Origin of the sequence: Nonomuraea guangzhouensis (assembly GCF_019396345.1) — a bacterium.
Classification (GTDB): domain Bacteria; phylum Actinomycetota; class Actinomycetes; order Streptosporangiales; family Streptosporangiaceae; genus Nonomuraea; species Nonomuraea guangzhouensis.
This window is the reverse complement of sequence record NZ_JAHKRM010000015.1, coordinates 100,607-125,210: the sequence shown is the minus strand read 5'-3', so window position 1 is coordinate 125,210 and position 24,604 is coordinate 100,607. Positions and strand designations below refer to the sequence as shown.

Sequence of the window (24,604 nt, the reverse complement as noted above, 5' to 3'; positions counted from 1 at the left end):
CATTCCCCCTCCTGCCGTGATCAGAGCCAGTCGCCGATCAGCGCGAACGGCGCCCAGTGGTAGGGATCGGCGAACGCGGGCACGCCGAAGTCCGGTGCCGCACCCACGTCCGTGCCCGTGCCCATGACGAGTGTGGCCTGCAGCATGCCCACCTCCGCGCCCTGCCGCTGCTCCTCGTCCAGGTCGGGGCAGGCGACGAGGTCGCGGAACAGACCGGCCGCCGCGGAGTAGTCGCCCGCCGCCAGGCGCAGCCGCGCCTCCTCCAGCCTGACGGCGGCCAGCGCCCTGGGGTCGCGCGCCAGGCGCCGGCGAGCGCCGCGCGCGTAGTCGAGCACGTCGGCGATCGTTCTGTCGCGCAACCACAGCTGCGCCCTGCGCAGGGCCTCGGCCTTCGGCGAGCCGGATCGCAACGCCGCGTAGAACTCGCCGAACAACATGCTGGTCGACAACTCGTCCACGCGCCACAGGGCGACCAGTGCCGAGGGCGCGCCCGCGTACAGCAGCGCCCTGGTCAGGCCGATCAGCTCGTCTCCCGGGCGGCTCTGGCTCACGCCGGTCTCGCAGGCCGCCAGTGTCACCAGGTCCACGTCGAGCCGGAGCCCGAGGATGTCCGCCGCGGTCAGTCTGCCGTCCGCGAGCTCGATCCCGGACCGCATCGGGTCCTCGCGGTCGAACACGCCGTGCGTGGCGAAGTGGAGGATGTCCGGCGCCTGCCCGGGTACGGCGAACCGGGCTAACAGGCTCTCGCGGGAGGCATCGACCGCCGCCAGCACCTCCTGGCCGCCGAGCGTCTCCGATACGAGCAGCGCCTGCTCCCTGGCGAAGGCCAGCGGATGCTCTTCGGGCGGCGCGGCGACGATGAGCGCGGTCGCGCGGCTGGCCTTCCGCTTGGCCTGGCAGTAGCGCAGCACGGAGGCCGACGGCACGAACACGACCGGGTTGCGGTCGATCAGCGGGACGCCCTCGACGAGCACGGCCTGCAGGGGCAGCAGGTGAAGCGAGTCGTGCGGCACCAGGTAGACCACGTCCCCCGGCTCGGCCCACCGGGCCACCGGCGCGAGCAGCCGCACCAGTCGATCGTCCGCGAGGTGCGCGCCGAGGCCGGTCCTGTCGCGGGCCAGGGTGTCCCCGGCAGACCCGGCCAGCTCGCGGAGCTCGGCTCGGGTCACGTCCACGGTGACGACCTGCGGCTCCGGCGCGTCGGCCGTCACGCCGAAGACATAGGTCTCGTGGTCGGTCACGTGGTACTCGGCCAGCACCAGACGAGCCATGGCGTCGATCCCCTCTGGCCCGTCCTGGGAAGGGGCCGGAGTCAGCAGGGCGGTGATGCCGTTCCAGCCGAGGCGTTCTCCCCGGCGCATCGACACGTACTCGGGAGCCAGCTCGACGAGCCGGTCCTCCAGCCGGTGCAGGCGCGACAAAGTCTGCCTGTAGTCCGTCAGCAGCGCCGCGTCCGCGGATCCGCCGCCGCGCAGGTCCGCCTCGTGCGTGCGCAGGAGGCGGCGGGTCTCGGCCTCCTCGGCGAGGATCGCCTCCGGCGCGCCGGGTGGCGCGGCCAGGGCGGTCCAGGCCAGCCTGCGTACGAGCTCCTGACCGCGCGCGGCGTCCGCCCATTCGAGTGCGCCCGCCCTGTCGCGCAGGTGGAGCGAGAGCCGGACCAGCATGCCGAGGGCGTCGAGACGGGACTCGCTGAAGTAGGTGACGGCGTCCGCCTCGTCGAGCAGCGCCCGCCTGGCGTCACCCATCGCCTCCGCTGCGGCCAGGTAGCCCACACGCGCCTGCGCGTAGTCCCCCTCCAGCATGCTGATCTCCGCCAGCAGGACGCGCGTCTCATAGACGGTGTGCGGGGCGGCGAGCGTCTCGGCCTCCCGCAGCGCCTCCTGCAGGTGGTGGCGCGCGAGGGGGAGGTCGTCCTGGTCGCGTGCCAGCAGTCCCAGGTCGCAGAGGGTGGCCACGACCGCGCGCCGGTAACCCGCCCTGCGCTGGATGTCCAGCGCGCGCTCATGCATGCGGCGAGCCTCGTCGTACTGCCGGGCGAGCTGGAACAGCGATGCCATGGCGCCGAGGTCGTCGGAGACGCCCAGTTCTGCGCCGATCTCCAGATTGATCTTCAGGGAAGTGGCGAAGCATTCCATGGCCTCGCGGTGCCGCCCGCCCGAGTCCAGCACACGGCCCACGTTGTGCGTGGCGGCCGCCTCGCTCTCCCTGTCGCCCGCCGCGCGGTAGGCCTCGACCGCCTGCCTGGCCAGCCGTTCCGCCGGCGCCGGCTCGTTGAGCAGTTCGTGGACGAGACCCAGGGTGAGCAGCGTGTGCCCAAGCAGCGCCGGGTCGTCGCAGTCGCGGGCCGCGGGCTCGATGTCGGCAAGCAGCCCGCGTGCCTCGGTGAGACGCCCCTGGTCCTTGACCGCGACGGCGAGGTTGACGACGGCCCGCACGGTTCCCTCGTGTGAGCCGCTCCGCCTGAACAGGTCCAGGGCCTGCCGGTGGGACTCCTCGGCCGCGGCGAGCTGCCCAAGGTCGCGCCGCACCAGGCCGAGGGTGTCCAGGATGCTCGCGTACTGCTCCGCCGTCCCGGAGTCGGCGCCCAGCAGCTCACAGGCCTGGGTCAGCGCCCGCAACGCCTCCTGGCCCCGGCCCGCCTTCAGCAACGCCAGCCCGAGCCACTGCCGCAGCGCGGATCTGACGGCCGGCTCGGCGCGCCTGCCGTCGGCGATTCTGCACGCCTGCCGGTATTCGCGGGCCGCGTCCTCCGGCCGCCCGCGTGCCAGACGCCGCCGCGCACGGGCCAGGTTGGGCGTCCAGGGGTCGCCGGTCCGGACACGCAAACGCCGTGGCATGGCCCTCCGCGCTGGTTCTTTCGCCGCCACGCAGAAGCTATCCCCGCCGGATCGTTCTGAGAAGGGCGAGATACGCATTCGTGATCGGGCGTGAACGGCGGCGTTCGCGGGGAAATCGCTCGGGTGGGTGACAAGCGCGCGTTACCTGACCACGGCCTGCTGATCCGGCCGCCGGAGTGGGCCGACCGGGTGTCAGCGTTCGCACGGCGGGTCGCCTGCGTGACGCCTGCCGCGCTCGGCGGGTGGGCGGCGGCCCACACGGGCGAGGGCGCCGCATGGCTGCCCCTGCTGGCCGGGCTGCTGGTCAGTGGGCATGTGGCGAGCAGGATGGCGGTCTGGCGCGGCCTGATCCGTAAGCAGGCCCGGCTGCGGCGCTGGGGCGAGATCATCGTGCTCGCGGCCGGCGCGCTGCTGGCGTTCTCCCCTGCCGGAGAGTGGCTGGCCTCGGCCTGGGCGAGGACGGCCTGGGCCACGGCGTTCGACGGGGTGTTCCTGGTGGCCGCCGTGCTGCTGCTGCAGGTCGGGGTCGGCACCTTCCGCGCCGTGGCCAGGGTGCCGAAAGCCCTGCGGGCCCCGCTGGCGCTCTGTTCGATGCTGGCGACCGTGCTGCTGCGTTACGCGTGGACGCCGTTCCTGCTGGCGTACGTGGCGCACCCCGACCCCCGGCTGGCCGTGCCCGCGTTCGCCCTATGCCTGGTGGAGACGGCCGAGACGCTCCACAGGGTCGCCGTCGGCGCTCCCCAGGCACAGCAGTCGGACGTACGGATGATCACGGCCGTTAATCTCGGCGAGTGGCTCCACGACGGTTTCCTGACCCGCCGCCGCAGGCCCGACTACGCGTTGATCTCCGCGCTGCTGCTGGACGCGCGGCTCACCGTCGGCTCCGTGTCCGCCGAGGCGGCGCTGCGGCGCGTCGAGCTGGCCGAGCTCGCTTTGGACCTGGTCGACGCGGAGGTCGTGCCGCGGACCACCCGGCGGCTGGCCCGGCACCAGGAGATCCAGCGCACGTGCTGTCTGTGGCTGCGGGCGGAGATCTACCAGTATCTCGGGCTGGAGGACGAGGTGCTAGCCACCTGGCGGGAGTGCGGCCGCCGCTTCTCCGCCCTGGGCCTGCCGCGGATGGCGGCCCAGGCCCGGCACACCGCCTGGAGCCGCCTGATCACCAGGCACGGGCTCGGCTCGGTGGAGCTGGACCACGAGCTCCTCTCGCCGGACGACAGCCCGTACCTGCTCAGGAACGCGCTCATGGGCCTGGCGGTGATCACGCAGCAGCGCGGCGACGAGGAGGGCGCACGCCGGCTGGAGGCGCGGGCCATGGCGATCCCCCGCGGCGGGATCGGGGAGAGGCTGGCCTGGGGGAAGGAGCAGGCGCTCACGTTCAACAACCATCCCTTCGCGCTGCTGATGGGCGTGCGCGGGCACACGAACCTGGACAAGCAGCTGCGCTCGTGGCTCTCCCGACGCACTCCCGCGCCCTTCCCCGCTTGGGGCAACCCCATCCGCGATCTCGCGCTGCGCGCCGACGATCTCGTGACCGAGGGCCGCCCCGCCGAGGCCGCCGCGCTCTTCGCCGAGGCCGCACTGCGCGCCCGCGCAGCCGGGCAGGTGACCTGGGAGATGAACGCGCTGACGGGGCTGTCCCAGCTCGCCAGGTCCGTGGGCGACATGGAGGTGGCGAGGGACAGCCTGCTTGAGGCGGTGCGCTCGGCGGAGGACGTGCGCGGGCGCGCCCTCAGCCCCGACCTGCGGATCAGTGCGGGCGGCTCGATCAGCGGCCTGTACGACCTGGGTGTGTGGCTGTTCGCCTCGGCCACGCCATCGGCGCCCGGAGACGGCGGCACGGTGGTCACCGCCTGGCAGTTCTCCGAGCTGGGCCGCTCCCGGGTCTTCCTCGAACTGCTCGGTGAGCGGCTGCCGCCGCCCGCCGAAGGATCCGCCGCGGAGCGTGAGGCGTATGACACCTATGTCCGGCTCCGTGACTTGTCGGACCCCGTGAGCCCCAGCGCAGCCCAGGCCGTGCGGAAGGCCCGCGACGAGTGGCACGCGGCCTGCGCCGAACTCGCCGCGCAGGGCGGCGCCGCAGGCGAGTACGCCGCCCTGCGGCTCGGGCGCCCGATCGAGTACGACGAGCTGCGCCGCCTGCTGGGCACCGTCGGCGAAGTCGTGCCCGCGGACCCGCGCACCGCCGATTGACCGACCTCATGGGACAGGATCCCCAGCCGGGTCCCCACTCCCCTCGGCGGCTCTGGCGGTCGCGGCGGCGTGCTCGTCGGCGGTCATGCCGCGGTCAGGGTAGCGCTGGTGGAGTTCGTACTGGTCGTCAGCCGACTGCTGGTAGTCCCGCCGGACGGTCGGCTCGTCGGAGTCGACGATGCGGGCGATATCGGCCCAGGTGACCCCGGCCAGCAGTGCGTGGTGGACGTTGAAGGGATGGCGCACGGTGCGAGCGACGCAGTCCGCCAGCGCCAGCAGTTCGATGTGCTCGGCCACGGTGAATCGATGTGGTGAGCCGCACCCCAGCGATCATGCCTCAGTTCCTTAGTGCTTCCCGGGCGGATGGCTGCCCGATACCGAGTGAATTCTCCGAATATCATCGGCTCGACATCAGTCCACGACGCCCACGAGTTCGCGCGCGGGGGACGGGGGGATGCGTGAGCGCCTGGCGACCGCTGGCGGATTCGCTGAGTCCGGAGATGCGGCACCTCACCGGCGAACTGCGGGTCATGAAGGACCGGACCGGGCTGAGCCTGGGGCAACTGGCGAAGAAGACCGCGTGCAGCAAGTCGGCGTGGAGCCGGTACCTCAACGGCCAGGCCCTCGCCCCGTACGCGGTGGTCGCCGCGCTGGGCGAGCTGGCCGACGCCGACCAGGCCCGGCTGCGCGCGCTGTGGGAGCTGGCCGCCGAGGCGGGAGGCCGGGGCGGCGAGGGGCCGTACGGGGTGACCGACGACGGCTCTCACCAGGAACATGACGCGGAGCCGACCAGGCCCTTCGGGGTGGTCAGGGACGCCCCGCCGAGGCGACGGTGGCTCGCGATGTTCGCCATGGGGATCACGGTGTTGGCCATCGGGTTGGTGGTCGCGGTGCTGACCGGTGCGATCTCCCGTCCCGTGGCCGCGCCGGCCGGGTCGCGTACCCCCACGCCTGCGGGCAGCTGCCAGGCGCGCGAGTGCACCGGGCGGGTGGCGGAGCCCCTGGGCTGTGCTCGCGACGCGGTCGTCACCGCGTCGGTCCAGGTGGACTACGCGCGGCTCGAACTGCGCTACAGCGCGGTGTGCCGGGCCGCGTGGGGCGTGCTGGCCGGCGCGCGCCGCTACGACCGGGTCGCCGTCACCGGTGACGGCGGTGCGGAGGCCAAGGGCAAGGACCGCTCCGGCTCCGGCGCCGCCACGCCCATGGTCGCCGCGGCCGGCCCGGAGGTGGGCTACGCCTGCGCCGAACTCACCAGCGGCGCCAGGAAGTGCGTGGGCGCGGGGCGCTGAAGCGTCCCAGGATTTCCCGGTTCTCCGCGTGTCCCTGCAGGTCGAAGGTGGGGCCGTTCCGCGGTGTCCCGCGTACTGGGTGATCGATGTACTTCCCTCGCCGGGGCGGCGACGATTCACACGCTCGTGAACCGCGCTCTCCCGACAGGAAGGACTTCCCACGTGTTCAGGTTTCGCTGGCGGCCGGTGGCCGCCTTGGTGGCCGTCTTCGGCTTGGGCATGGTGCCGATCGCCTGGGCCGATGGCCCGTACCTCGCGGTGAACGGGGTTGCGCTGGCCGGGGGCAGTGTGACCGCGCCCTTCACCGCGGATCTGGTCGATCCGGGCGCGGTGACCGACGGCGTGAAGTTCCTGCTGGACAACACCTACCTCGGCAAGGACACGACCGCCCCGTACCAGTGGACGGTGAACGCCTCGACCGGCGGCCATGAGCTCAAGGCGAGATGGAGCGCGGCCGGGACCACGGTCTCCACCGAGGCCACGTTCACGGTCACCACACAGCCGCCCACCCCGACCCCCACCCCTACTCCGACACCGACCGTCACGCCCACGCCGCCAACTGACGGTGAGGCGCGCACCGGCCTTGATCTGACGGCCGCGAACCGCCGTGCTCCCGTGGCAGGCCTGTACGACTGGTCCAAGGCGGGCTACCGGGAAGGCGCGCCCCTCCCCGGCTCGGCGGACTACACCACCGACACCACCTGCCGCCTGACCCCCGCGGTGCTGGCCACCACGTACGGCGTGATCCCCGGCGACGGCGGCGACGACACCCCGGGGCTGCAGGCGGCGATCGACTCCGTACGGACGCAGTGCTCCTTCACCGCAGCCCCGGACCGGCTCAGCTCCATCCAGCTCCCCCAGGGCGAACTGCTGGTGACCGGCGAGATCAAGGTGGACGCCGACTACCTGGTGATCTCCGGTGCCGGCGCCGACCCGGCCACCGGAACCAAGATCGTCTACCGGCCCGGCCCCGCCACCCTGTACGACACGCTGACCTCCGACGGCTCCGACTGGGACCAGTCCGCGATGAAGTGGGGCAGCGCCAACGGCGGCTGGCTGTGGCCGGGCCGCGGGCTGTTCCGGGTCGAGTCGCGGTGCGTGGCGCCCCAGTACCGGGTCGGCACGCAGGCCGGATGCCCCGGCGCGGGCACCGCCGACGAGGACGACGAGACCTACGACGACGCCCCGGCCAACCGCAAGGACCTGTTCGAGGGCACGGTCAACGCGCACTGGGTCTCGGGGGTCAAGCTGCGCGCCATGCCGGGTGTGCCGGGATTCGCCGGCAAGACCGGCCAGGACACGGTCTACCTGAGCACGAGCACCTCGTCGGCGCTGATGGCCGGCATCAAGGTGGGCGGCTACGTCAACGTGCGCGCGGCCAACACGCGCAACTTCTACGCGCAGATGACCGTGCCCGCCGGCAGCGGCGACATGGAGAACCTGCACATGCGGCAGCAGATCTTCAAGGTCAAGGCGGTCGACACCACCGCGAAGACCGTGCAGCTCGACAAGCCCCTCGAATTCGACGTGCCGGTCGACTCGACCTCGGACGGCTCGGCGGCCATCGACAACACCGTGTACGCCTCCAAGGTCGCGCCGCTGATCGACCCGGTGGTGGGCGTCGGCTTCGCGAACCTCTTCCTCACCCAGGACATGCCCGGCCTGGACGAGCAGACCGCCGTGCACAACTACGGCAACATGGCGCCCGCCGCCGAGATGCACGGCATCGTCGTCAAGCACGCGGCCGACGCCTGGATCAAGGGCGTCCGCATGCGCATGACCGGGTCGCACCCGATCGTCACCGAGGAGGCCAAGAACCTGTCGGTGGTCGACAACACCCTCGACGGCGCGTGGAACAAGGGCAAGGGCGGCAACGGCTACCTGCGCGGATCGCGCGTCTGGGACTCGGTCTACGCCGGCAACACCACCACCGGCCTGCGGCACTTCACCTTCCAGTGGTCGGCCTCCGGCAACGTGGCGATCGGCAACAAGTTCGACTCCGACCTCAACCTGCACGGCGGCTGGGAGCGCAACAACCTCTTCGAGCTCAACCGGAGCACTGTCCCTTACGACCACAGGTCCGGCAGTTGCTCCGCGCGCTGCGGGGGCGAGGGCGGCGGTACGGACGACGGCACGTGGTTCCCCGTCTACTGGTCGGCCGGTCCCAAGGCGGTCAAGTGGTCCGGCGCGTCGGGGCCGAACAACGTGCTGTTCGACAACGTGCTGAAGAAGCAGGCCGACGGGCCGGCCGCGGCGTACGAGGACTACTACCCGAGCCCCACGACGATCTACCGCTTCGGCTGGAACGGGAGCGGCTGGCAGCACCTCGACGTCGGCGGCGTCACGATCACCGACTGGGCCGGCAACGAGCGGCGTGACTACACCGGCGGCCACGGCGTGGACGCCACCGGGACCGACACGCGGTCGTCCCTCTTCCTCACCGTCATCCCCTAAGGAGCCGACAGGGTGTTACACCGCTTATCCGCAGTTTTCGCCGTATTACTTCTCCTCCTCTCCCTGCTGACCGGTGTGTCAGCGGCCGAGCCCGCACCGCCACTCACCACTCCCACCAAGACCACCAGCGGCGTTCCCGCGGCCGACAAGGACTGGGACACGCCACGGGCCGGCTCCCGGCTCAAGGTGCACGACGGCTGCTCCGCCGCGGCCGCGAAGCTGTTCGGGGAGCACAAAGGCGGCTGTACGAGGCCGAAAGCCGCCACCACGAAGGCGGCGCGCACGGCCACGAGCAGTCTGCCCGCCGGGTGCGCGGCCCCGCCGGAGGGCGCCTGGCAGTACATCAGCCGCGTCGAGGTGTGCGCGCGATCCCCGCTGCAGGCGGCCAAGGTCTTCAGCCCCGACCGCACCAGGCAGGTGGGCCAGCTCAACTACTTCGTCACGCAGTACTGGCACGCCGACACGAACGCCGACGGCCGCGCCATGGGCACCTGGACGTACCAGATCGAGGTCGTCGCGATCCCGCTGGGCAGTTGGGGGGAGGTGGACGGCGCCGGCGTCGCGGCCAAGGCGCTCTACTGCGAGAAGCGCGGCATCAAGCCCTCCTGCCCGAGGGTGCTCGACGACGGAAGCAACTACAAGGAGTTCCCGCGCGGCGACGGCCTGCCCACGAACGCCCTGGTGTACGACACCCCCGTCACCGGCACCTGGATCACCGACACCGTCGTGACGGACCGGAGCGGCGAGGTGTCCTGGGCGACGGTGATCGGCCGGGTGGAGATCGTCTTCCCGGACCACCCGGATCAGCCCACGACGTCGGTGCTGGCCACCGAGCCGGACATCCGCTGCGACGGGCTCGACCCCGTCATCAAGGACGCCGGCTGCGTGTTCCCGCAGCAGCCCGACGTCATGACCTTCGCCCTCGACGACAGAGAGGTGCAGGAACACGCGCTGCACATCCGCGACGCCCAGCGACGGCGCGGCGTACCCGGTATGGACGACGGGGGCCCCACCCCCGGCGAGCCGGGCGGCGTCCCACTCACGCGTGGCTCCAAAGACGGCGAAAACCGGAATAAGGCCTGCCCAGACGCACTGCCGCGGCCGCCGGGCGGCCTCGACAGCTGCGACGAATATCCCTTCAACTCCACGGGAGAGGGCGCGGCCGCGGATAAGGGCTACTCGTGCCGGATGATCGACAAGGCCCAGAACAGCAAGGGCGGTACCAACCTGAATCTCTTCTACCAGAACCACCACGTCCTGAAGATCGACAACCCCGCCGATCCCACGGAGAAGGGCGACCCGTTCTACGTTCAGATCACCGGTAGGTACAACGCGGTCTCGCCCCGCGCCTGGTCGCCCAACGCCGATCACAAGTGCGGCTACCCCGACCTGTACATCTCCCCGCCCACGCCGCTGAAGGACCTGGACCTGTCCGCGGGGAACCGCCGCAGTCTCCAGATCGGCCTGCGCGACTGGTCCAAGGCCGGCTACCTGGAGGGCGGCGACCTGCCCGGCGCCGGGGACTTCAACCCGAACGGCGCGTGCGCCATCACCTCCGCCGCCATGCAGAGCCAGTACGGTGTGCGACCCAACGACGGGCAGGACGACACCGGCGGCATCCAGAACGCCATCGACCACATCAAGAGCGCATGCTCACCGACCGCCGGCTATCACAAACTCAGCCAGATCACCCTTCCGGCGGGCACGCTCAACGTGACCCACCAGATCTACGTGGACGCCGACTACACCGTGCTGCGCGGCGAGGGCTCCGATCCCAACGCCGGCACCCGCATCGTCTACACCCCCGATGCCAACACCCGCTACGACAAGCTCACCCCGGACGGATCGGACTGGGACGAGGACGCGATGACCGTCGATCGCGGAGACGGCAACGCCGACCCCGCCCCCGGCGGCTGGATCTGGCCGGGGCGCGGCCTGTTCCGGGTGCAGGCCAGGGAGCGCCATCCCGACTACGAGAACGGCTGGAAGGCGGCGCCGCAGAACCGCAAGGACATCCTCGAAGGCACGGTGAACGTGCACTGGAAGGTCGGCGCGAAGCTGAAGGAGAGCGCGAAGTGGGGTGAGGGACTCGCCGCGCGGACAGGCGACATGGAGATCGCCCTGGCCGACAACACCAACAGCAAGATCATGCAGAACTTCAAGGCCGGCGCGTACGTGAACATCCGCGCCGCCAACACGATGAAGTTCTACCAGCAGATGGCGGCCGTGCCGACCGAGCACGAACTGCAGAACCTGCACATGCGGCAGCAGATCTTCAAGATCACGGCGGTCAACGGCAAGACCATCACGCTGGACAAGCCGCTGGAGTACGACGTGCCGGTCAACTCCACCTCCGATGGCTCGGCCCCCATTCCCGGGCTCGACAAGCCCTTCGACTCCAAGGCGTCGCCGATCGTCGATCCGGTCCTGGGAGTGGGGATCGAGAACCTGTACTTCACCCAGGACCTGCCCTCCGAGGAGCCCGCCTCGGCGAGCCACAACTACGGCAACATGGATCCGGCCGGGGAGATGCATGGCATCGTGCTGAAGTGGGCGATCAACGGGTGGATCAAGGGGGTCCGGTCGTACATGACCGGTTCCCACGCCATCGTGACCGAGGAGGCCAAGAACCTCTCGGTGATCAACAACTACCTGGAAGGCGCGTGGAACAAGGGCAAGGGCGGCAACGGCTACTTCCGCGGCTCCCGCGTCTGGGACTCGGTGTACGCCGGCAACGCCACCCGTAACCTGCGGCACTTCACCTTCCAGTGGTCGGCGTCCGGCAACGTGGCCATCGGCAACGACTTCGACTCCGACCTCAACCTGCACGGCGGCTGGGAACGTAACAACATCTTCGAGCTCAACCGGGTCAACACGCCCTACGGGCACCGGCCGGGCAGTTGCTACAGCAACTGCGGCGACGAGGGCGGGAGCCCGCCGGACGACTCGCAGTGGTACCCGATCTGGTGGGCCGCCGGGAAGAAGGCGGTGAAGTGGTCGGGATCGTCCGGCTACAACAACATCTTCTTCAACAACATCATGAAAAAACAGCTCGATTCCAGCAACAACGCATCCATCACCTACTATCCCGACCGCACACGGATGTACTCCTTCGGCAGCACGCTCCTCGACGGCACGCTGCCGACCTGGAAGCACCTCGCCGGGCCGGACGGCTCCGGACCGATCGCCAACTGGTCCGGCTACGAGCGGGACGACTTCTGCACGGGCGACCGCGGCGTGTGGTGTGAGCCCCTGAGCGGCAAGTCCTTGTTCCTGAACAACGTGCCGGCGTCGTGGCCGGACAACTCCAACTAGCACTTCGGGCGGCCATCACGTGACCGAAAATCACGTGATGGCCTCTTGACGTGGGCTGATGTCCATGGGGTACATTCCTCGGAAATAGTCTGGGAAGTTCCCAGACTAGTAGGGAGTGTCCCAAGTGGAACAGCGCGGGGGAAGCCCTCAGCTGCTGCGCCGGATCAATGACCGCGCGGCGCTGCTGGCTCTGCTCGATCGAGGGCCGCTGACCCGATTGGAGCTGGAATCACACATCGGCCTGTCGAAACCGGCGACGGCCGACCTCCTGCTCCGGCTGGAGGAGAGCGGTCACGTACGGCGGGCGGGGCTCCGGGAGGGCGGCAAGGGGCCGCGGGCGCAGCGCTGGGCGGTCAACGGCGCGCTGGCCTACGTGGCGGCGGTCGACCTCACCCCGCGCACGCTGGACATCGCGGTGTCCGACATCTGCGGGGAGATCGTCGCCGAGCACCGCTACCGTCCCGTCGACGAGGCGGACCTCGAGGTCGATGATCTGTGCCGTGCGGTCTCCGTCGCCGCCGCCGAGGTCGGCCTGACCACCGGGCAACTCCACCGGGTCGTCGTGGGAGTGCCCGGTTCCGTGGACGCGCGCACCGGGCACCTGCACTTCGCCCCGCACCTGCCGCCGTGGCAGGGCTTCGACGTCCTGGAGCGGCTGTCCGGATCGCTCGACACGTCGGTGGCCGTCGAGAACGACGTCAACCTGGTCGCCCTCGACGAGATGGCGGTCGGCCAAGCCGTCGGAGTCGACGACTTCGTGCTGATCTGGATGGGGCGCGGGATCGGTGCCGCGGTGGTCTCGGGCGGGCGCTTGTTACGGGGCTCGTCCGGTGGCGCCGGCGAGATCGACTGGATGCCCTGCCCGTCCACCGGCGTGACCGGCGGCCGGCGCATCGGTGACGTGCTCGGCACCAGGGCGGTCATGGAGCTGGCCCACGCGCATGGCCTCCCCGGAGACGATCTGGAGAAGCTGCTCGCGGAGGACCTCGGCACGGACCCTGTCGCCCGGTCGGCCTTCCTGCGTGACCTGGCCCGCCGGGTGGCGCTGGCCGTGGCCGGTGTGGTGTCCGTGGTGGATCCCGCGTTGGTGGTCCTCACCGGCGACATCGGCCGGGCCGGCGGCAGCGTCCTGTGCGGCCTGGTCACCGAGGAACTGGCCGAACTCGTTCTTCCCCGGCCCAAGATTCAACCGAGCCTGCTGACCGGTAACCCGGTCCGCTCCGGCGCGCTGCGACTGGCATTGGCCGCGGCACGCGAAGAGGTGTTCACAGTAATCCCCACCCCTTGACCTGACCATGGCGGCGGGTCAGCAGTTCACCCCCCTTGGAGGGTTTCGATGCGACGAATCGGTGTCGCGGCGGCGTGTGCGGCATTCGCGCTCCTGGCGAGCGCGTGCGCCCCGGAGACCAGCTCATCGGGTACGGCCAACGCGCCGAGTGCCGGCGAGAAGGTCTCCCTCAGCGTCTGGAGCAAGTTCAGCGGTCGCGAGCTGGGCGTGCTCCAGAAGGTGCTGGACGGCTTCCAGGCCAAGCACCCCAACATCACGGTCAAGAACCAGGGAAGCCAGGACGACGACAAGGTCGCCCAGGCGATCAGAGGAGGAAACCCTCCAGACGTCGCCATCTCCTTCTCCACCGACAACATCGGCCAGTTCTGCTCCGGCGGCGCCTGGCAGGACCTCAAGGCCTACATCGCCCGCGACAAGGTGGACCTGAACCAGCTTCCCGCCGCCACCCGCGCGTACACCGAGTTCAAGGGCACGCGCTGCGCGATGCCGCTGCTCGCCGACGTCTACGGCCTCTACTACAACAAGGCGATGTTCGCCAAGGCCGGCATCAGCGAGCCCCCGAAGACGATGTCGGAGCTGTTCGAAGCCGCCAAGAAGCTGACGGTGCGCAACCCCGACGGGTCCATCAAGGTCGCCGGGTTCGTGCCCACGATCGGCTTCTACGCCAACCACGTGCAGATGTGGGCGGCCAGCTGGGGCGCCCAGTGGGCGGGCCAGGACGGGAAGTCCACCCTCGGCACCGACCCTCAGTGGCAGGCGATGCTGGAGTGGGCGAAGAAGTTCACCGACTTCTACGGGCGCGACAAGCTGGCGAAGTTCACCGCCGGTCTCGGCCAGGAGTACTCACCGGACCATGCCTTCGAGAAGGGGCAGATCGCCATGGCGATGGACGGTGAGTTCCGTACCGCCTTCATCGAGGCCGAGGCGCCCAAGCTGGACTACGCCACGGCTCCGTTCCCGGTCGCGGACAACAAGCCCGACCTGTACGGCGGTGGCTACACCACCGGCACGATCATCGGGATCCCCAAGGGCGCCAAGAACGCCGGTGCCGGCTGGGAACTGGTCAAGTATCTGTCGACGGACCCCGCCGCTCTGCAGGAACTCGCCCATGGCCTGAAGAACGTCCCGTCCACGGTCCCCGCGCTGCAGGATCCGGTGTTGCAGAAGGACGTCCACTTCAAGACCTTCCTCGACATCTTCGCCAACCCGAACCTGGCCACGAACCCGGCCAGCGCGAACGGCGGCGCCTACCTCAAGTCCGCCGAGGACTTCGCCATCTCCTACCAGAGCGGTGGCGTCCCTGACCTGAAGGCGGGACTGGCCAAGACGGGCACACAGATCGACGCCGACGCGCAACTCGGCAGCTGACCGCCGATGACCGCCGCACCGCACACCACGCACGTGGCCGGATCCGCCTTCACCAGGTGGATCCGGCCGCGGCCGGGACACTGGATACGGCCGCTGGCTTTCATGGCACCGGCGCTGGCCGGATTGGCGCTGTTCGTCGTCTACCCGCTCCTCGCGCTGGTCTACTACTCCTTCACCCGCTACGACCTGCTCAACGCTCCGGTGTGGGTCGGGCTGCGCAACTACGTCTTCCTGCTCTGGGGCGATCCGCTGGCCCGCAAGGCGGCCTACAACACCGTCTGGCTGGTCGTCGTCATCACCATGCTCCGCCTGGTCTTCGCCACCGGGGTCGCGGCCGTGCTGGTCCGGGTCAGAAACGGCGCGGGGCTGTTCCGGACGCTGATCTACCTGCCCGCGCTGGCTCCGCCGGTGGCGGCCACCCTGGCCTTCACCTTCCTCTTCAATCCCGGCACCGGGCCGGTGAACACGGTGCTGAGCTGGTTCGGCGTCTCCGGGCCGCTGTGGTTCAGCGACCCCGCGTGGGCCAAACCCGCGCTGACGCTGCTCACCCTGTGGGCCTCGGGCGAGCTGATCATCATCATCATGGCGGGGATGCTGGACGTGCCCGGTGAGCTCTACGAGGCGGCGTCCCTGGACGGCGCGGGCTCGATGCGGCGGTTCTGGCACGTCACGCTGCCGGCGATCGCGCCGGTGCTCGTCTTCGGCGTGATCAACTCCATCATCCTGGGGCTGCAGTACTTCACCCAGGCGGTGGTCGCGGCCTCGGTGGCCTCCGGGTCGGCCGACATCGCCGGCAGCCGGCGGGTCATCGGCTACCCGGACAACTCGACGCTGACCTTCCCCGTCTGGCTGTACCAGCAGGGGTTCCACTACTACAACATGGGCTACGCCTCAGCCATGTCCATCGCCCTGTTCGTGGTCTCGACGGTGTTCACCGTGTTCTTCGTGCACCGTCTACGCCGTGCTTCCCATGCCGAGGAGATGGCGTGATGGCCACTCTCACCACCACAAACGACCTCGCCGCCGGCCCGGCGTCCCGGCGCGGACCGGCGCGCCGCCGGTCGAACCGGCGCGGCCTCATGCGCTGGATCGCGGTGCACAGCATCGCGCTGGCCATCGGGCTGATGTTCGTCCTGCCGCTGGTCTTCGTCGCGCTCACCGCGTTCATGTCGGACCGGCAGGCGCTGACGGCCGATCTGTGGCCGCGGTCCTGGCATCCGGCCAACTTCGCGACGGTGTTCGACACCGCGCCGCTGCTGAAGTACCTGGGCAACAGCATGTTGTACTCGCTGCTGGCCACCGCCGGGATGCTGCTGTCCAGCATCCCGGCGGCCTACGCGCTGGCCCGGATGCGCTGGCGGGGCCGCCAGGCGGTGTTCCTGGTGATCATCGCGGCCATGATGGTCCCGCCGCAGGTCCTGTCGGTGCCGCTCTACCTCCTGTGGGCCCGTTTCCACCTCACGGGCACCCTGTGGCCGCTGATCCTGCCGTATTTCCTGCTCGACGCGTTCAGCATCTTCCTGCTGCGGCAGTTCTTCCTCACCATCCCGCAGTCCTACCTCGACGCCGCCCGGGTGGACGGCTGCGGCGACCTGCGGACCCTGCTGCGGGTGCTGCTCCCGATGACCCGGCCGGGCATTGCGGCGATCTCCCTGTTCTGCTTCATGTACACCTGGAACGACTATTTCGGGCCGCTGCTGTACGCCGGGGAGAACCCGGACCAGTGGACCCTGTCGCTGGCCCTGGCCTCGTTTCGGGGCGCGCACCAGGTGCAGTGGAACCTCACCATGGCCGCGACGGTCGTGGTCATGCTGCCGGTCATCCTCCTCTTCGTCCTCGCTCAGAAGTCCTTCGTCCGCGGCATCACCTTCACAGGAGTCAAGGGTTGAAACTCACCATCGTCGGCGGCGGCTCCACCTACACCCCGGAACTGGTCAGCGGGATCGCCCATCAGTACGCCGATCTCGATGTCGAGGAGATCGCGCTGGTCGACCCGGACACCGAGCGGCTCGAGGTGGTGGGCGGGTTCGCGCGCCGCCTCCTCGATCACGCGGGTCATCCGGCCAAGGTGCGCCTCACCGCCGATCTCGAGGCCGGTGCCGACGGGGCCGCCGCCGTACTGCTCCAGCTACGCGTCGGCGGCCAGGCCGCCCGCGTGACGGACGAGACCGTACCGCTGGAGTGCGGGTGCGTCGGTCAGGAGACCACGGGTGCGGGGGGCCTGGCCAAGGCGCTGCGTACGGTGCCGGTGGTCCTCGACCTCGCCGAACGGGTGCGGCGGATCGCCGGCGAGAAAGCCTGGATCGTCGACTTCACCAACCCGGTCGGCATCGTCACCCGCGCGCTGCTCGAGGCCGGTCACCGTGCGGTGGGACTCTGCAACGTCGCCATCACCTTCGAGCGCTGGGTGGCCGGGAAACTGGGTGTCGCGCCGGAGACGATCGCGCTGGACCACGCCGGGCTCAACCATCTGACCTGGGTGCGGGCCGTGCGCGTCGACGGCGTGGACGTACTCCCCCGGCTGCTGTCCGAGCATGCCGGCGAGCTCGCCGAGCACGTCGGGCTCCCGGCCGAGGTGATGCGCCGACTCGGCGCCGTGCCGTCGTACTACCTGAAGTACTACTACCGTCACGACGCGATCGTGGCCGGACAGCGCGGCCCGTCGCGGGCCGAGGCCGTGAGCGAGATCGAGCATCAGCTCCTTGAGCTGTACCGCGATCCGAGCCTGGTCGCCAAGCCGGCGTTGCTGGAGCAACGGGGTGGCGCCTACTACTCGGAGGCGGCGGTGCGGCTGGTGGCGTCCCTGCTCGGCGACAAGGGAGATGTGCAGGTGGTGAACGTCCGCAACGGCGCCACGCTGCCGTTCCTGCCCGCCGACGCGGTGGTCGAGGTCCCCGCCCGGATCACCGGCGCGGGCCCGGTCCCCCTGCCGGTGGCCCCGCTGCCACCGGCCATCACGGGGCTGGTCGCCCATGTAACCGCGTACGAGAACCTCGCCTTGGAGGCGGCGCTGCACGGTGGCCGTGACCGGGTGTTCGACGCGCTGCTGGCGCACCCGCTCATCGGCCAGATCGACCAGGCGGAGACCCTGGCCGACCGGCTGGTCACCGTCAACCGTGACTTCCTGCCCTGGGCGGCGGCGTGATCGACGGAGTGCTGGCGATCGACGGCGGCAACTCGAAGACGGACGTCCTGCTCGTCGCGGCCGACGGCACGGTGCTGTCGCGGGTGCGCGGTCCCGGGGCGTCGGCGCAGACCGTCGGGGTCGCCGCCAGTGCCGCCACCCTCGACGCGCTGGTCCGGCAGGCGGCGCGGCGCTTCGATCCGGCGGCCCGCGCCCCGTACGCCCGGCACACCGCGGCCTACCTCGCCGGAGTCGACTTCCGCCGCGAGCAGGAGGCGCTGACGCGGGAGCTGGCCGAGCTGGGCTGGTCGACCGAGATCACCGTCGAGAACGACATCTTCGCGCTGCTGCGCGCCGGCACCTCCGGGCATGGGGTCGCCGTGGTCTGCGGGGCGGGCATCAACTGCGTCGGCGTGGCGCCGGACGGCCGGACCTTGCGCTTCCCCGCGATCGGCCGGTTGTCCGGTGACTGGGGCGGCGGTTCGTTCCTAGGTGACGAGACGTTGTGGCGGGCGGTGCGGGCCGAGGACGGTCGCGGCCCCGACACCGCGTTGCGGCCGGCGGTGATCGATCACTTCGCCGTGTCCTCGGTGGCCGACCTCGTCGAGCGACTCCACTTCGGGGAGGTCGGCCGCAGCCGGCTCCAGGAGCTCAATCCGCTGCTGCTGGCGGCCGCGAGCGCCGGCGACGCCGTGGCCAGGGAAGTGGTCGACCGGCTGGCCAAGGAGGTGGTGCTGCTCGCGTCGGCGACGCTGCGCCGGTTGGATCTGCTGCACGTACCGGTGGACATCGTGCTGGGGGGCGGCGTCCTCACGGGTGGCGACCAGTACCTGCTCGACCGCGTCCACGCCGGTTGTGACCGGGCGGCACCGAAGGCGACGGTCCGTGTGGTGGACGTGCCTCCGGCCGTGGGCGCCGCGCTGCTGGGCCTGGACAAGCTCGGCGTCGGCGCCGACGCCGAGCACCGCCTGCGCGGCTCCTACCGGTAGCCGCCTGCCGTCAGGCATCCCGTGAGCGGAACACGGCGAACGCCATGACCAGCAGCAGCGCGGTGAAGGCGGCCATCAGTCCCAGCCCCACCCAGGGAGTCAGCCGGTCGGGGTTCTGCACGGTGGTGGCGACCTGGAGACCGGCCGAGATGGGCCAGTACGTCATCAGCACCTCTCCGGCCTCCTTGGGCAGGAGCCGGGGACCGATGATCGGGATGAGGAAGTTGACCGCCACCAGCACCGTGACCGCGATCATCGTGCCCCGCAGCAGGCAGCCCAACGCCACGCCCACCAGCCCGACCAGCCCCCAGATCAGCCCCATCCCGGTGACGGCCCGCAGCACCCCGGGCTGGCCGAGCGTCGCGCTGGGGGCGCCGGACGCGGCGATGGCCGCCTGCCCGAGCAGGAACGCGGCGAAGCTCGCGACCTCTCCCGCGACCAGGGCGATGCCCCCGAACAACCCGGCCTTGGCGGCCAGCAACCGCCCTCGCCGCGGCACCACGCTCAGGCTCGTCCGGATCATCCCGGTGACGTACTCCGAGGTCACGATCAGCACACCCAGCGCGCCCACCACCGTCTCCGCGAACAGGAACCCGCCGTACATGCTGATGTTCGTCGCGTCGAACGCGCCACTCGCCCCCGACGCGTGGTAGCCCTCGCCCGCGCGGTAGGCGGTGAGGCTGCCGAGGCCCGCCATGAGCGCCACGGCGATCAGCAGGGTGGACAGATTCGACGGGATCGTGCGGAACTTGGTCCACTCCGCCCGGAACGTGTGCGCGATGGTCGCCCTCATGCCACAACCGCCTGGTACTCGATGCTGTCACGGGTCAGGTTCATGTACGCCTCCTCCAGAGAGAGCCTCTGGGGTGTCAGCTCCGACAGCGCCACCCCCGCCTCCATCGCCAACTTGCCGATCTCCCCGGCCGCCAGCCCCGTGACGATGAGCGCGGCCTCGGGACCCGGCTCGACGGAGGCGCCCGCGCCGATCAGGCGGGCAGTGAGCAGTTCCTGGTCGTCCGCGCGGACCAGCACGCCGGAGCTGTGCCGGACGAACTCCCGCATCCCGACGTCCGCGATCAGCCTGCCCCTGCCGATGACGACGAGGTGATCCGCGGTCAGCGCCATCTCGCTCATCAGATGGCTGGAGACCAGGACCGTCCGGCCCTCGTCGGCCAGCCCGCGCATCAGCTCGCGGATCCACTTGATGCCCTCGGGATCCAGCCCGTTGACCGGCTCGTCGAACAGCAGCACCTTCGGATCGCCGAGGAGCGCCGCCGCGATGCCCAGCCGCTGGCCCATGCCCAGGGAGAAGGTGCCGGACCGCTTGCGCGCCACCGATTCCAACCCGACCAGGCGCAGCACCTCGTCCACCCGTTTGTCCGGGATCGCATTGGTGTGGGCGAGCCAGCGCAGGTGGTTGCGCGCCGTACGCGTGCCGTGCAGGGCGCGGGCGTCCAGGAGGGCGCCCACTTCGCGCATCGGCAGCGGTACGTTCACATAGTCGCGGCCGTTGACCGTCACGCTGCCCCCGTCCGGCCGGTCAAGGCCGAGGATCATCCGCATGGTCGTGGACTTGCCGGCTCCGTTGGGCCCGAAAAAGCCGGTGACCCGGCCCGGCTCGACGGTGAACGTCAGCCCGTCCACGGCGGTCTTGCCGCCGTAACGCTTGGTCAGCCCCTCAAGCGCGATCATCTGTCAGCCCGCTCGCTCGTTCAGCCTGCTCACTCGTTGTCATGCTCCGAGGATCACCGCCGCGCGTCGCCGCCGGAATCCACCGATCGGTTGATGCGGCGGCCGTCCCGGCCTCTACGATCATGTAGGTGGAAGCGCACGCACCCCTGTATCTGCTCGCGGGCGCTCCCGGCGCCGGAAAGACGACCTTGCTGCCGCACCTGCTGCGGGCGGCGGACGGGTTGGTGGTGATGGACTCCGATGAACTGCTCGAGGACGGCGCGCTGCTCGGGGTGCCCATCGCGGAGCCGGCAGCCGCGCCCGTGTGGCCCGCGTACGACCGGATGTGGACGCACATCGTGACCATGGTGCGACGGGCCGGGCATCCGGTGCTCCTGCTGTGCCCGATCCCCGATCCCGAGGAACTCGCACCGGCGGGACGCTGGCACGAGCCGGCTCATTGGGCTCTGCTGGACTGCCCCGATGAGGTGCGGCAGGACCGGTTGCGGGACCGCGGCTCGCCGCGGGAGTGGGACGAGGAGGCGATGGCGGACGCCGCGGAAGGCCGCGCGCTGATCCCGACGGTGTTCCACAGCGGGAGCGAGAACGTCGCCGACCTGGCGGCGCGGATCCTCTCGTGGACGCGCGGCGCTCAGGGGCGCCCCGGAATCCGGGCTTCGTGAGACGCTGACGGCGTGCGGATCGCGCTCCTTGGTGAGCTGGAGTTACGTGACGACGACGGCCGGCTCGTCGAGATCGCCGGTGTGCGACTGCGCAGGCTGCTGGCCCGCCTCGTCATCGCCGGTGGGCGGCCCCGTCCCGGCGGAAGGGCTCGTCGGCGCGGTGTGGGGAGACGGCCTTGATCACTTAGAGGTTCCGCCGAGCCCGCACGTCACGTCGATGAAGTGGCGTCTGAATCGGACCTGCGAAAGGGGAGATTGCCTCATGACCGCGCAGCCGCATGAGCCAACAAGCGCGAGCGCACCCGTTCTGGACAAGAGCTTGCGTTCGATCCGCGTGGCGCTGACCGTGCCGCAGGATCGGGAGGCCTTCGATGCGGGTCTGCGGATGGCTCTGGATGAAGTACGGGCCACGCTCGACCTCAGCAAGCTGAACGAATTCATCCATACCTGGTGGCTGATCGCCCACGATTCCCTGCACGACCGCGCAGGCCGCGAACGCATGTATACGCACGCCGCGCACATCCAAGACCTCGCCGAGCGCGGGCAAACAGTGCCGCGTGGAGACAAGAGCTGGCGAGAGCTCCTCGCCGAGCGTGGGGTGCAGCCATAGGTGTACTCGATCACCGAGCCGGATCCCATCGCCCAAGACCAGATCGCTGCTCTACCAGTTGATGCAGCCCGTTACCTTGCCGAAGTCTTCGTCTTGCCGAAGTCTTCGCCCTGCTAGAGACGGCCCCCTGGGCCGGCAGGCCATCCAACCCGGCCAAGTCGGAAGGAAATCTTCGGATCATGCCCTTCGGCGATGGCGGGCTGGTGACCTACCTCGTGCTGGAACAGCAGCGTGAGGTCTACATCGTCCGCGTGCAATGGCTCTCGATCGCATAGCACCGTGACATCGCGGCCGATTAACAGGCTGGCCCGTGGCCGCAGGCACCGACGCCATGCACGCCCGCATCGCCGAAGGCACACCGCACACCTTCCCGGCCACACCGACGATCCCGATGTGGTCCCGACCTTCGCCGATGCCGTGACGCTCGCCGAGATAGCGCGCGATCCGGCCGCGTCACTCACCGCGGCCCAGCTCGCCTTCGGCTTCGCCCTTGTCGGCGGTGGGGGCGTGAACGGCCACCCCGGCCTCGTTCCAGCCGGCGCCACTGGCCGATTGGTCGCTGCTCAAGGGCCGGTTAGGCTCGGACGCGTCACTCTACGCCGAGCACATCAGGGAGCCCCATAAGTGGTGATCATCGCTCAGGAGACGTCGTTCGACGAGGCCGAGATGTTGGAGCTCTACGACTCGGTCGGCTGGCACCCGTGGACGCGCGACGTCGCCCGGGTATGCCGGAGCCTGGCCAACTCGCACCTGGTCATCACCGCCAGGGACGAGACAGGCAAGCTGCTCGGCCTGGCGCGGACGGTGTCCGACGACGAGATCGTCTGCTACGTGCAGGAGCTGCTGGTCAACGCCCAACACCACGGCAAGGGCATCGGCCGCCGACTGCTTGAGCACCTCAAAGACCGGTACGCGCATTGCCGCTACTTCGTCCTCACCACCGACCACGAATCCGCCCCGGAAGGCCCCGCAAACCACGCCTTCTACCGCCGCCTCGACCTGATCGAGCACCACGAGCAGGGCCTGTCGGCCTTCGGCCTGCGGGTGCGCGACCCACGGAGCCTCTAGACCCACCGACGTGCTTTTCGCACGTCAGTACGATTATCCTGTGGTCCTCCGCAACCCACCGCACAGCGGGGAAGGTCCCTTGGAGAAGAGGAGCAGAAAGCACGCCCGGCGTTGGAGCCCGACGGAATAGGCAGTTGATCTGGTGGGAGCTCCGCCGACAGGACTCCTCGCCATGCCCGTGTCCTCCACTCACGGCTGGACCATGTGTACGGACCGAGAGCCCTGTTGATCTGGCTGTTCGGCGGCCCGATACAGGCCTCCGCCTACGGACGGTAGGCGTCTCGCCGATGTTTGACGGACTGGATCATCACGGTGTGTGTTTGTCTTCGTCGATGCGTTGACGTGCTCCTCCACTTGAATGAATGTGGAGGATTCCTGTGCTGCTTACGCAGCAGTTCGCAGCGCGGGTGCGGGCGAGACTGTGGGACAGGATGCTTGACGCTTCACAGGCCCCGCTATCGCGGAGTCTCCACGTCCTGTGACCGCCCATCCGGCGGCAGAGTTGTACCGATGAAGCTGGTTTCGGGCGGCGTTGGTGTCGGCGTTGCCGATCCATCCGCACGCCGGGTTCTTGCACGCGAACCGCGACTGCGTTTCGCGTGATCCCGCAGTCGTGGTGTGGCAGCGGTGGCACTCTTGGCTGGTGCCGTGCGGGCGGACCTGGGCGACCAGGCCACCGTGGTCGGCGCTCTTGTAGGTCAGGAACTCCACCGCTCGGCCCCACGCCTGACCGGCGATCGAGCGATTCAGGCCCCGCTTCTGGGCGACATTGACCCCCGGCTCCCGCACGGTCCCAGACCCCGAGGCCATCATGTTGGTGATGTTCAGGTCTTCGACCACGATCGCGCTGAACCGCCGCGCGAGGTCGGTCGTGCTCTGATGCTGCCAGTCGACGGCTCGGCGCTTGGCTGTCGCGCGGAGCCGGGCGATCTGGTCGTAGGTGCGGCGTTCCCGGTTGGAGACCGGGCCGCCCTTCGTGCGGGTGGCACGCTGACGGGCGCTTTTGCGCTCCAGACGCAACAACCGCTCGCGCTGCCCGCTGCTCAGCCACGGGCCGTGCCGAAGCTGCTCCCCGGTGGACAGGGCCAGGGGGACTGCGATGCCCCGGTCCATGCCGGCCTTCGGCCCGATGTGCGGGACGGGTGCGGATACGAGTAGCTCGGTGCGGAAGGCGATGGTCCACCCGTAGGCGTCTTTCACCAGGCGAGCCCCGGTGACCCTCCCGCAGGGTCCGCCCTTGGTGACGCCGGGCAGATCCTTTGTCCATCGGAATCTCACCCGCCCGACTTTGGGCAGGTTGACCGCACCCCATCTGCGGTTGATCCGGGTGATGTGCAGGTCGCGGGCCTGGGGGACGTCCACGGCCATCCGGGAGCGCAACCGGCCCTTGAACGTCGGACGCTTGGCCGGGTGGTCGGGGTTGAAGAAGTTCGCCCACGCCTGCCGGTAGGTCTTCAGTACGGCTTGCGCGGCCTGAGCGGGCAGTTGCCCCATCCACTCGATCTCGTGGCGGGCCTGGCGAATCGCCGCGTCGCACTCCTTCAGTGACGCGAGGCGGCCCTGGCGGAAGGTCGTGAACTCATGGAGCAGGTTCCACACGGCACGCGCGGCGTGGGCTTGGCCGTCCACAACGGCCTCTTGGGCCGGGTTGAGGCCGAGTCGCGCCACGTGCGCACGAGTCCGCTTCACCTTCTCCACGCACTGATCATATCGTT

The 24,604-nt window shown here is 70.0% G+C and carries 19 protein-coding genes; 14 read left to right on the top strand and 5 right to left on the bottom strand.

Features of this window, described 5'->3' with window-relative positions:
* Nucleotides 1-20: 20 nt before the first annotated feature.
* The gene (locus KME78_RS29890; protein WP_219532729.1) at nucleotides 21-2,837 is read right to left on the bottom strand and encodes a CHAT domain-containing protein; all 2,817 of its coding nucleotides are present in this window, start codon (nucleotides 2,835-2,837) and stop codon (nucleotides 21-23) included.
* Between the two features lie 123 nt (nucleotides 2,838-2,960).
* On the opposite strand from KME78_RS29890, the gene KME78_RS29885 reads away from it, so the two are divergent.
* The gene (locus KME78_RS29885) at nucleotides 2,961-5,030 is read left to right on the top strand and encodes a hypothetical protein (protein WP_219532728.1); all 2,070 of its coding nucleotides are present in this window, start codon (nucleotides 2,961-2,963) and stop codon (nucleotides 5,028-5,030) included.
* 6 nt (nucleotides 5,031-5,036) lie between these two features.
* Here the strand turns inward: KME78_RS29885 and KME78_RS29880 are convergent, their stop codons facing one another.
* Nucleotides 5,037-5,327 carry a hypothetical protein gene (locus KME78_RS29880; protein WP_219532726.1) on the bottom strand — a complete coding sequence of 97 codons (291 nt, stop codon included), beginning with the start codon at nucleotides 5,325-5,327 and terminating at the stop codon, nucleotides 5,037-5,039.
* A 161-nt stretch (nucleotides 5,328-5,488) separates the two neighbouring features.
* On the opposite strand from KME78_RS29880, the gene KME78_RS29875 reads away from it, so the two are divergent.
* From KME78_RS29875 to KME78_RS29835, 9 genes are all read left to right on the top strand, one after another.
* Complete coding sequence (locus tag KME78_RS29875; RefSeq protein ID WP_219532725.1) at nucleotides 5,489-6,319, top strand: helix-turn-helix domain-containing protein; 831 nt, start codon at nucleotides 5,489-5,491, stop codon at nucleotides 6,317-6,319.
* A 162-nt stretch (nucleotides 6,320-6,481) separates the two neighbouring features.
* On the top strand, nucleotides 6,482-8,773 hold the full coding sequence (locus tag KME78_RS29870; protein ID WP_219532723.1) for an Ig-like domain-containing protein: 2,292 nt from the start codon (nucleotides 6,482-6,484) through the stop codon (nucleotides 8,771-8,773).
* A gap of 12 nt (nucleotides 8,774-8,785) precedes the next feature.
* Nucleotides 8,786-12,088, top strand: a complete 3,303-nt coding sequence (locus tag KME78_RS29865; RefSeq protein WP_219532722.1) for a NucA/NucB deoxyribonuclease domain-containing protein — start codon at nucleotides 8,786-8,788, stop codon at nucleotides 12,086-12,088.
* Between the two features lie 124 nt (nucleotides 12,089-12,212).
* Nucleotides 12,213-13,376: an ROK family transcriptional regulator gene (locus tag KME78_RS29860; RefSeq protein WP_219532721.1), complete on the top strand. Its 1,164-nt coding sequence runs from the start codon at nucleotides 12,213-12,215 to the stop codon at nucleotides 13,374-13,376.
* A 48-nt stretch (nucleotides 13,377-13,424) separates the two neighbouring features.
* Nucleotides 13,425-14,744 (top strand): ABC transporter substrate-binding protein, encoded by a 1,320-nt coding sequence (locus KME78_RS29855; protein ID WP_219532720.1) that lies wholly within the window; start codon nucleotides 13,425-13,427, stop codon nucleotides 14,742-14,744.
* A 6-nt stretch (nucleotides 14,745-14,750) separates the two neighbouring features.
* The gene (locus tag KME78_RS29850) at nucleotides 14,751-15,734 is read left to right on the top strand and encodes a carbohydrate ABC transporter permease (RefSeq protein WP_219532719.1); all 984 of its coding nucleotides are present in this window, start codon (nucleotides 14,751-14,753) and stop codon (nucleotides 15,732-15,734) included.
* Complete coding sequence (locus KME78_RS29845; protein ID WP_219532718.1) at nucleotides 15,734-16,633, top strand: carbohydrate ABC transporter permease; 900 nt, start codon at nucleotides 15,734-15,736, stop codon at nucleotides 16,631-16,633. The genes KME78_RS29850 and KME78_RS29845 overlap by 1 nt, the downstream gene beginning before the upstream one ends.
* The gene (locus tag KME78_RS29840; protein ID WP_219532717.1) at nucleotides 16,630-17,889 is read left to right on the top strand and encodes a 6-phospho-beta-glucosidase; all 1,260 of its coding nucleotides are present in this window, start codon (nucleotides 16,630-16,632) and stop codon (nucleotides 17,887-17,889) included. Before KME78_RS29845 ends, KME78_RS29840 begins: the two co-directional genes overlap by 4 nt.
* Nucleotides 17,886-18,857 (top strand): N-acetylglucosamine kinase, encoded by a 972-nt coding sequence (locus KME78_RS29835; RefSeq protein WP_308127185.1) that lies wholly within the window; start codon nucleotides 17,886-17,888, stop codon nucleotides 18,855-18,857. The genes KME78_RS29840 and KME78_RS29835 overlap by 4 nt, the downstream gene beginning before the upstream one ends.
* 10 nt (nucleotides 18,858-18,867) lie before the next feature.
* Here KME78_RS29835 and KME78_RS29830 read toward each other — a convergent pair whose 3' ends face one another.
* Together KME78_RS29830 and KME78_RS29825 are read right to left on the bottom strand one after the other, a co-directional pair.
* Nucleotides 18,868-19,650: an ABC transporter permease gene (locus KME78_RS29830; protein ID WP_219532716.1), complete on the bottom strand. Its 783-nt coding sequence runs from the start codon at nucleotides 19,648-19,650 to the stop codon at nucleotides 18,868-18,870.
* Nucleotides 19,647-20,549, bottom strand: coding sequence for an ABC transporter ATP-binding protein (locus KME78_RS29825; RefSeq protein WP_219532715.1), 903 nt, complete (start codon nucleotides 20,547-20,549; stop codon nucleotides 19,647-19,649). The genes KME78_RS29830 and KME78_RS29825 overlap by 4 nt, the downstream gene beginning before the upstream one ends.
* A gap of 128 nt (nucleotides 20,550-20,677) precedes the next feature.
* Between KME78_RS29825 and KME78_RS29820 the strand changes: the two genes are divergently transcribed.
* The 4 genes from KME78_RS29820 to KME78_RS29805 all read left to right on the top strand — a co-directional run bounded on the left by KME78_RS29820 (nucleotide 20,678) and on the right by KME78_RS29805 (nucleotide 22,889).
* Nucleotides 20,678-21,211, top strand: a complete 534-nt coding sequence (locus KME78_RS29820) for a P-loop nucleotide/nucleoside kinase family protein (protein ID WP_219532714.1) — start codon at nucleotides 20,678-20,680, stop codon at nucleotides 21,209-21,211.
* A gap of 12 nt (nucleotides 21,212-21,223) precedes the next feature.
* Complete coding sequence (locus KME78_RS29815) at nucleotides 21,224-21,391, top strand: hypothetical protein (protein WP_219532713.1); 168 nt, start codon at nucleotides 21,224-21,226, stop codon at nucleotides 21,389-21,391.
* An 82-nt stretch (nucleotides 21,392-21,473) separates the two neighbouring features.
* Nucleotides 21,474-21,821 (top strand): DUF6247 family protein, encoded by a 348-nt coding sequence (locus tag KME78_RS29810; RefSeq protein WP_219532712.1) that lies wholly within the window; start codon nucleotides 21,474-21,476, stop codon nucleotides 21,819-21,821.
* 624 nt (nucleotides 21,822-22,445) lie between these two features.
* Nucleotides 22,446-22,889, top strand: a complete 444-nt coding sequence (locus KME78_RS29805) for a GNAT family N-acetyltransferase (protein ID WP_219532711.1) — start codon at nucleotides 22,446-22,448, stop codon at nucleotides 22,887-22,889.
* A 384-nt stretch (nucleotides 22,890-23,273) separates the two neighbouring features.
* On the opposite strand, the gene KME78_RS29800 is transcribed toward KME78_RS29805, so the two are convergent.
* Entirely contained in the window at nucleotides 23,274-24,587 is a 1,314-nt protein-coding gene (locus KME78_RS29800; protein ID WP_308127184.1) for an RNA-guided endonuclease InsQ/TnpB family protein, read from the bottom strand.
* Between the last annotated feature and the right edge of the window lie 17 nt (nucleotides 24,588-24,604).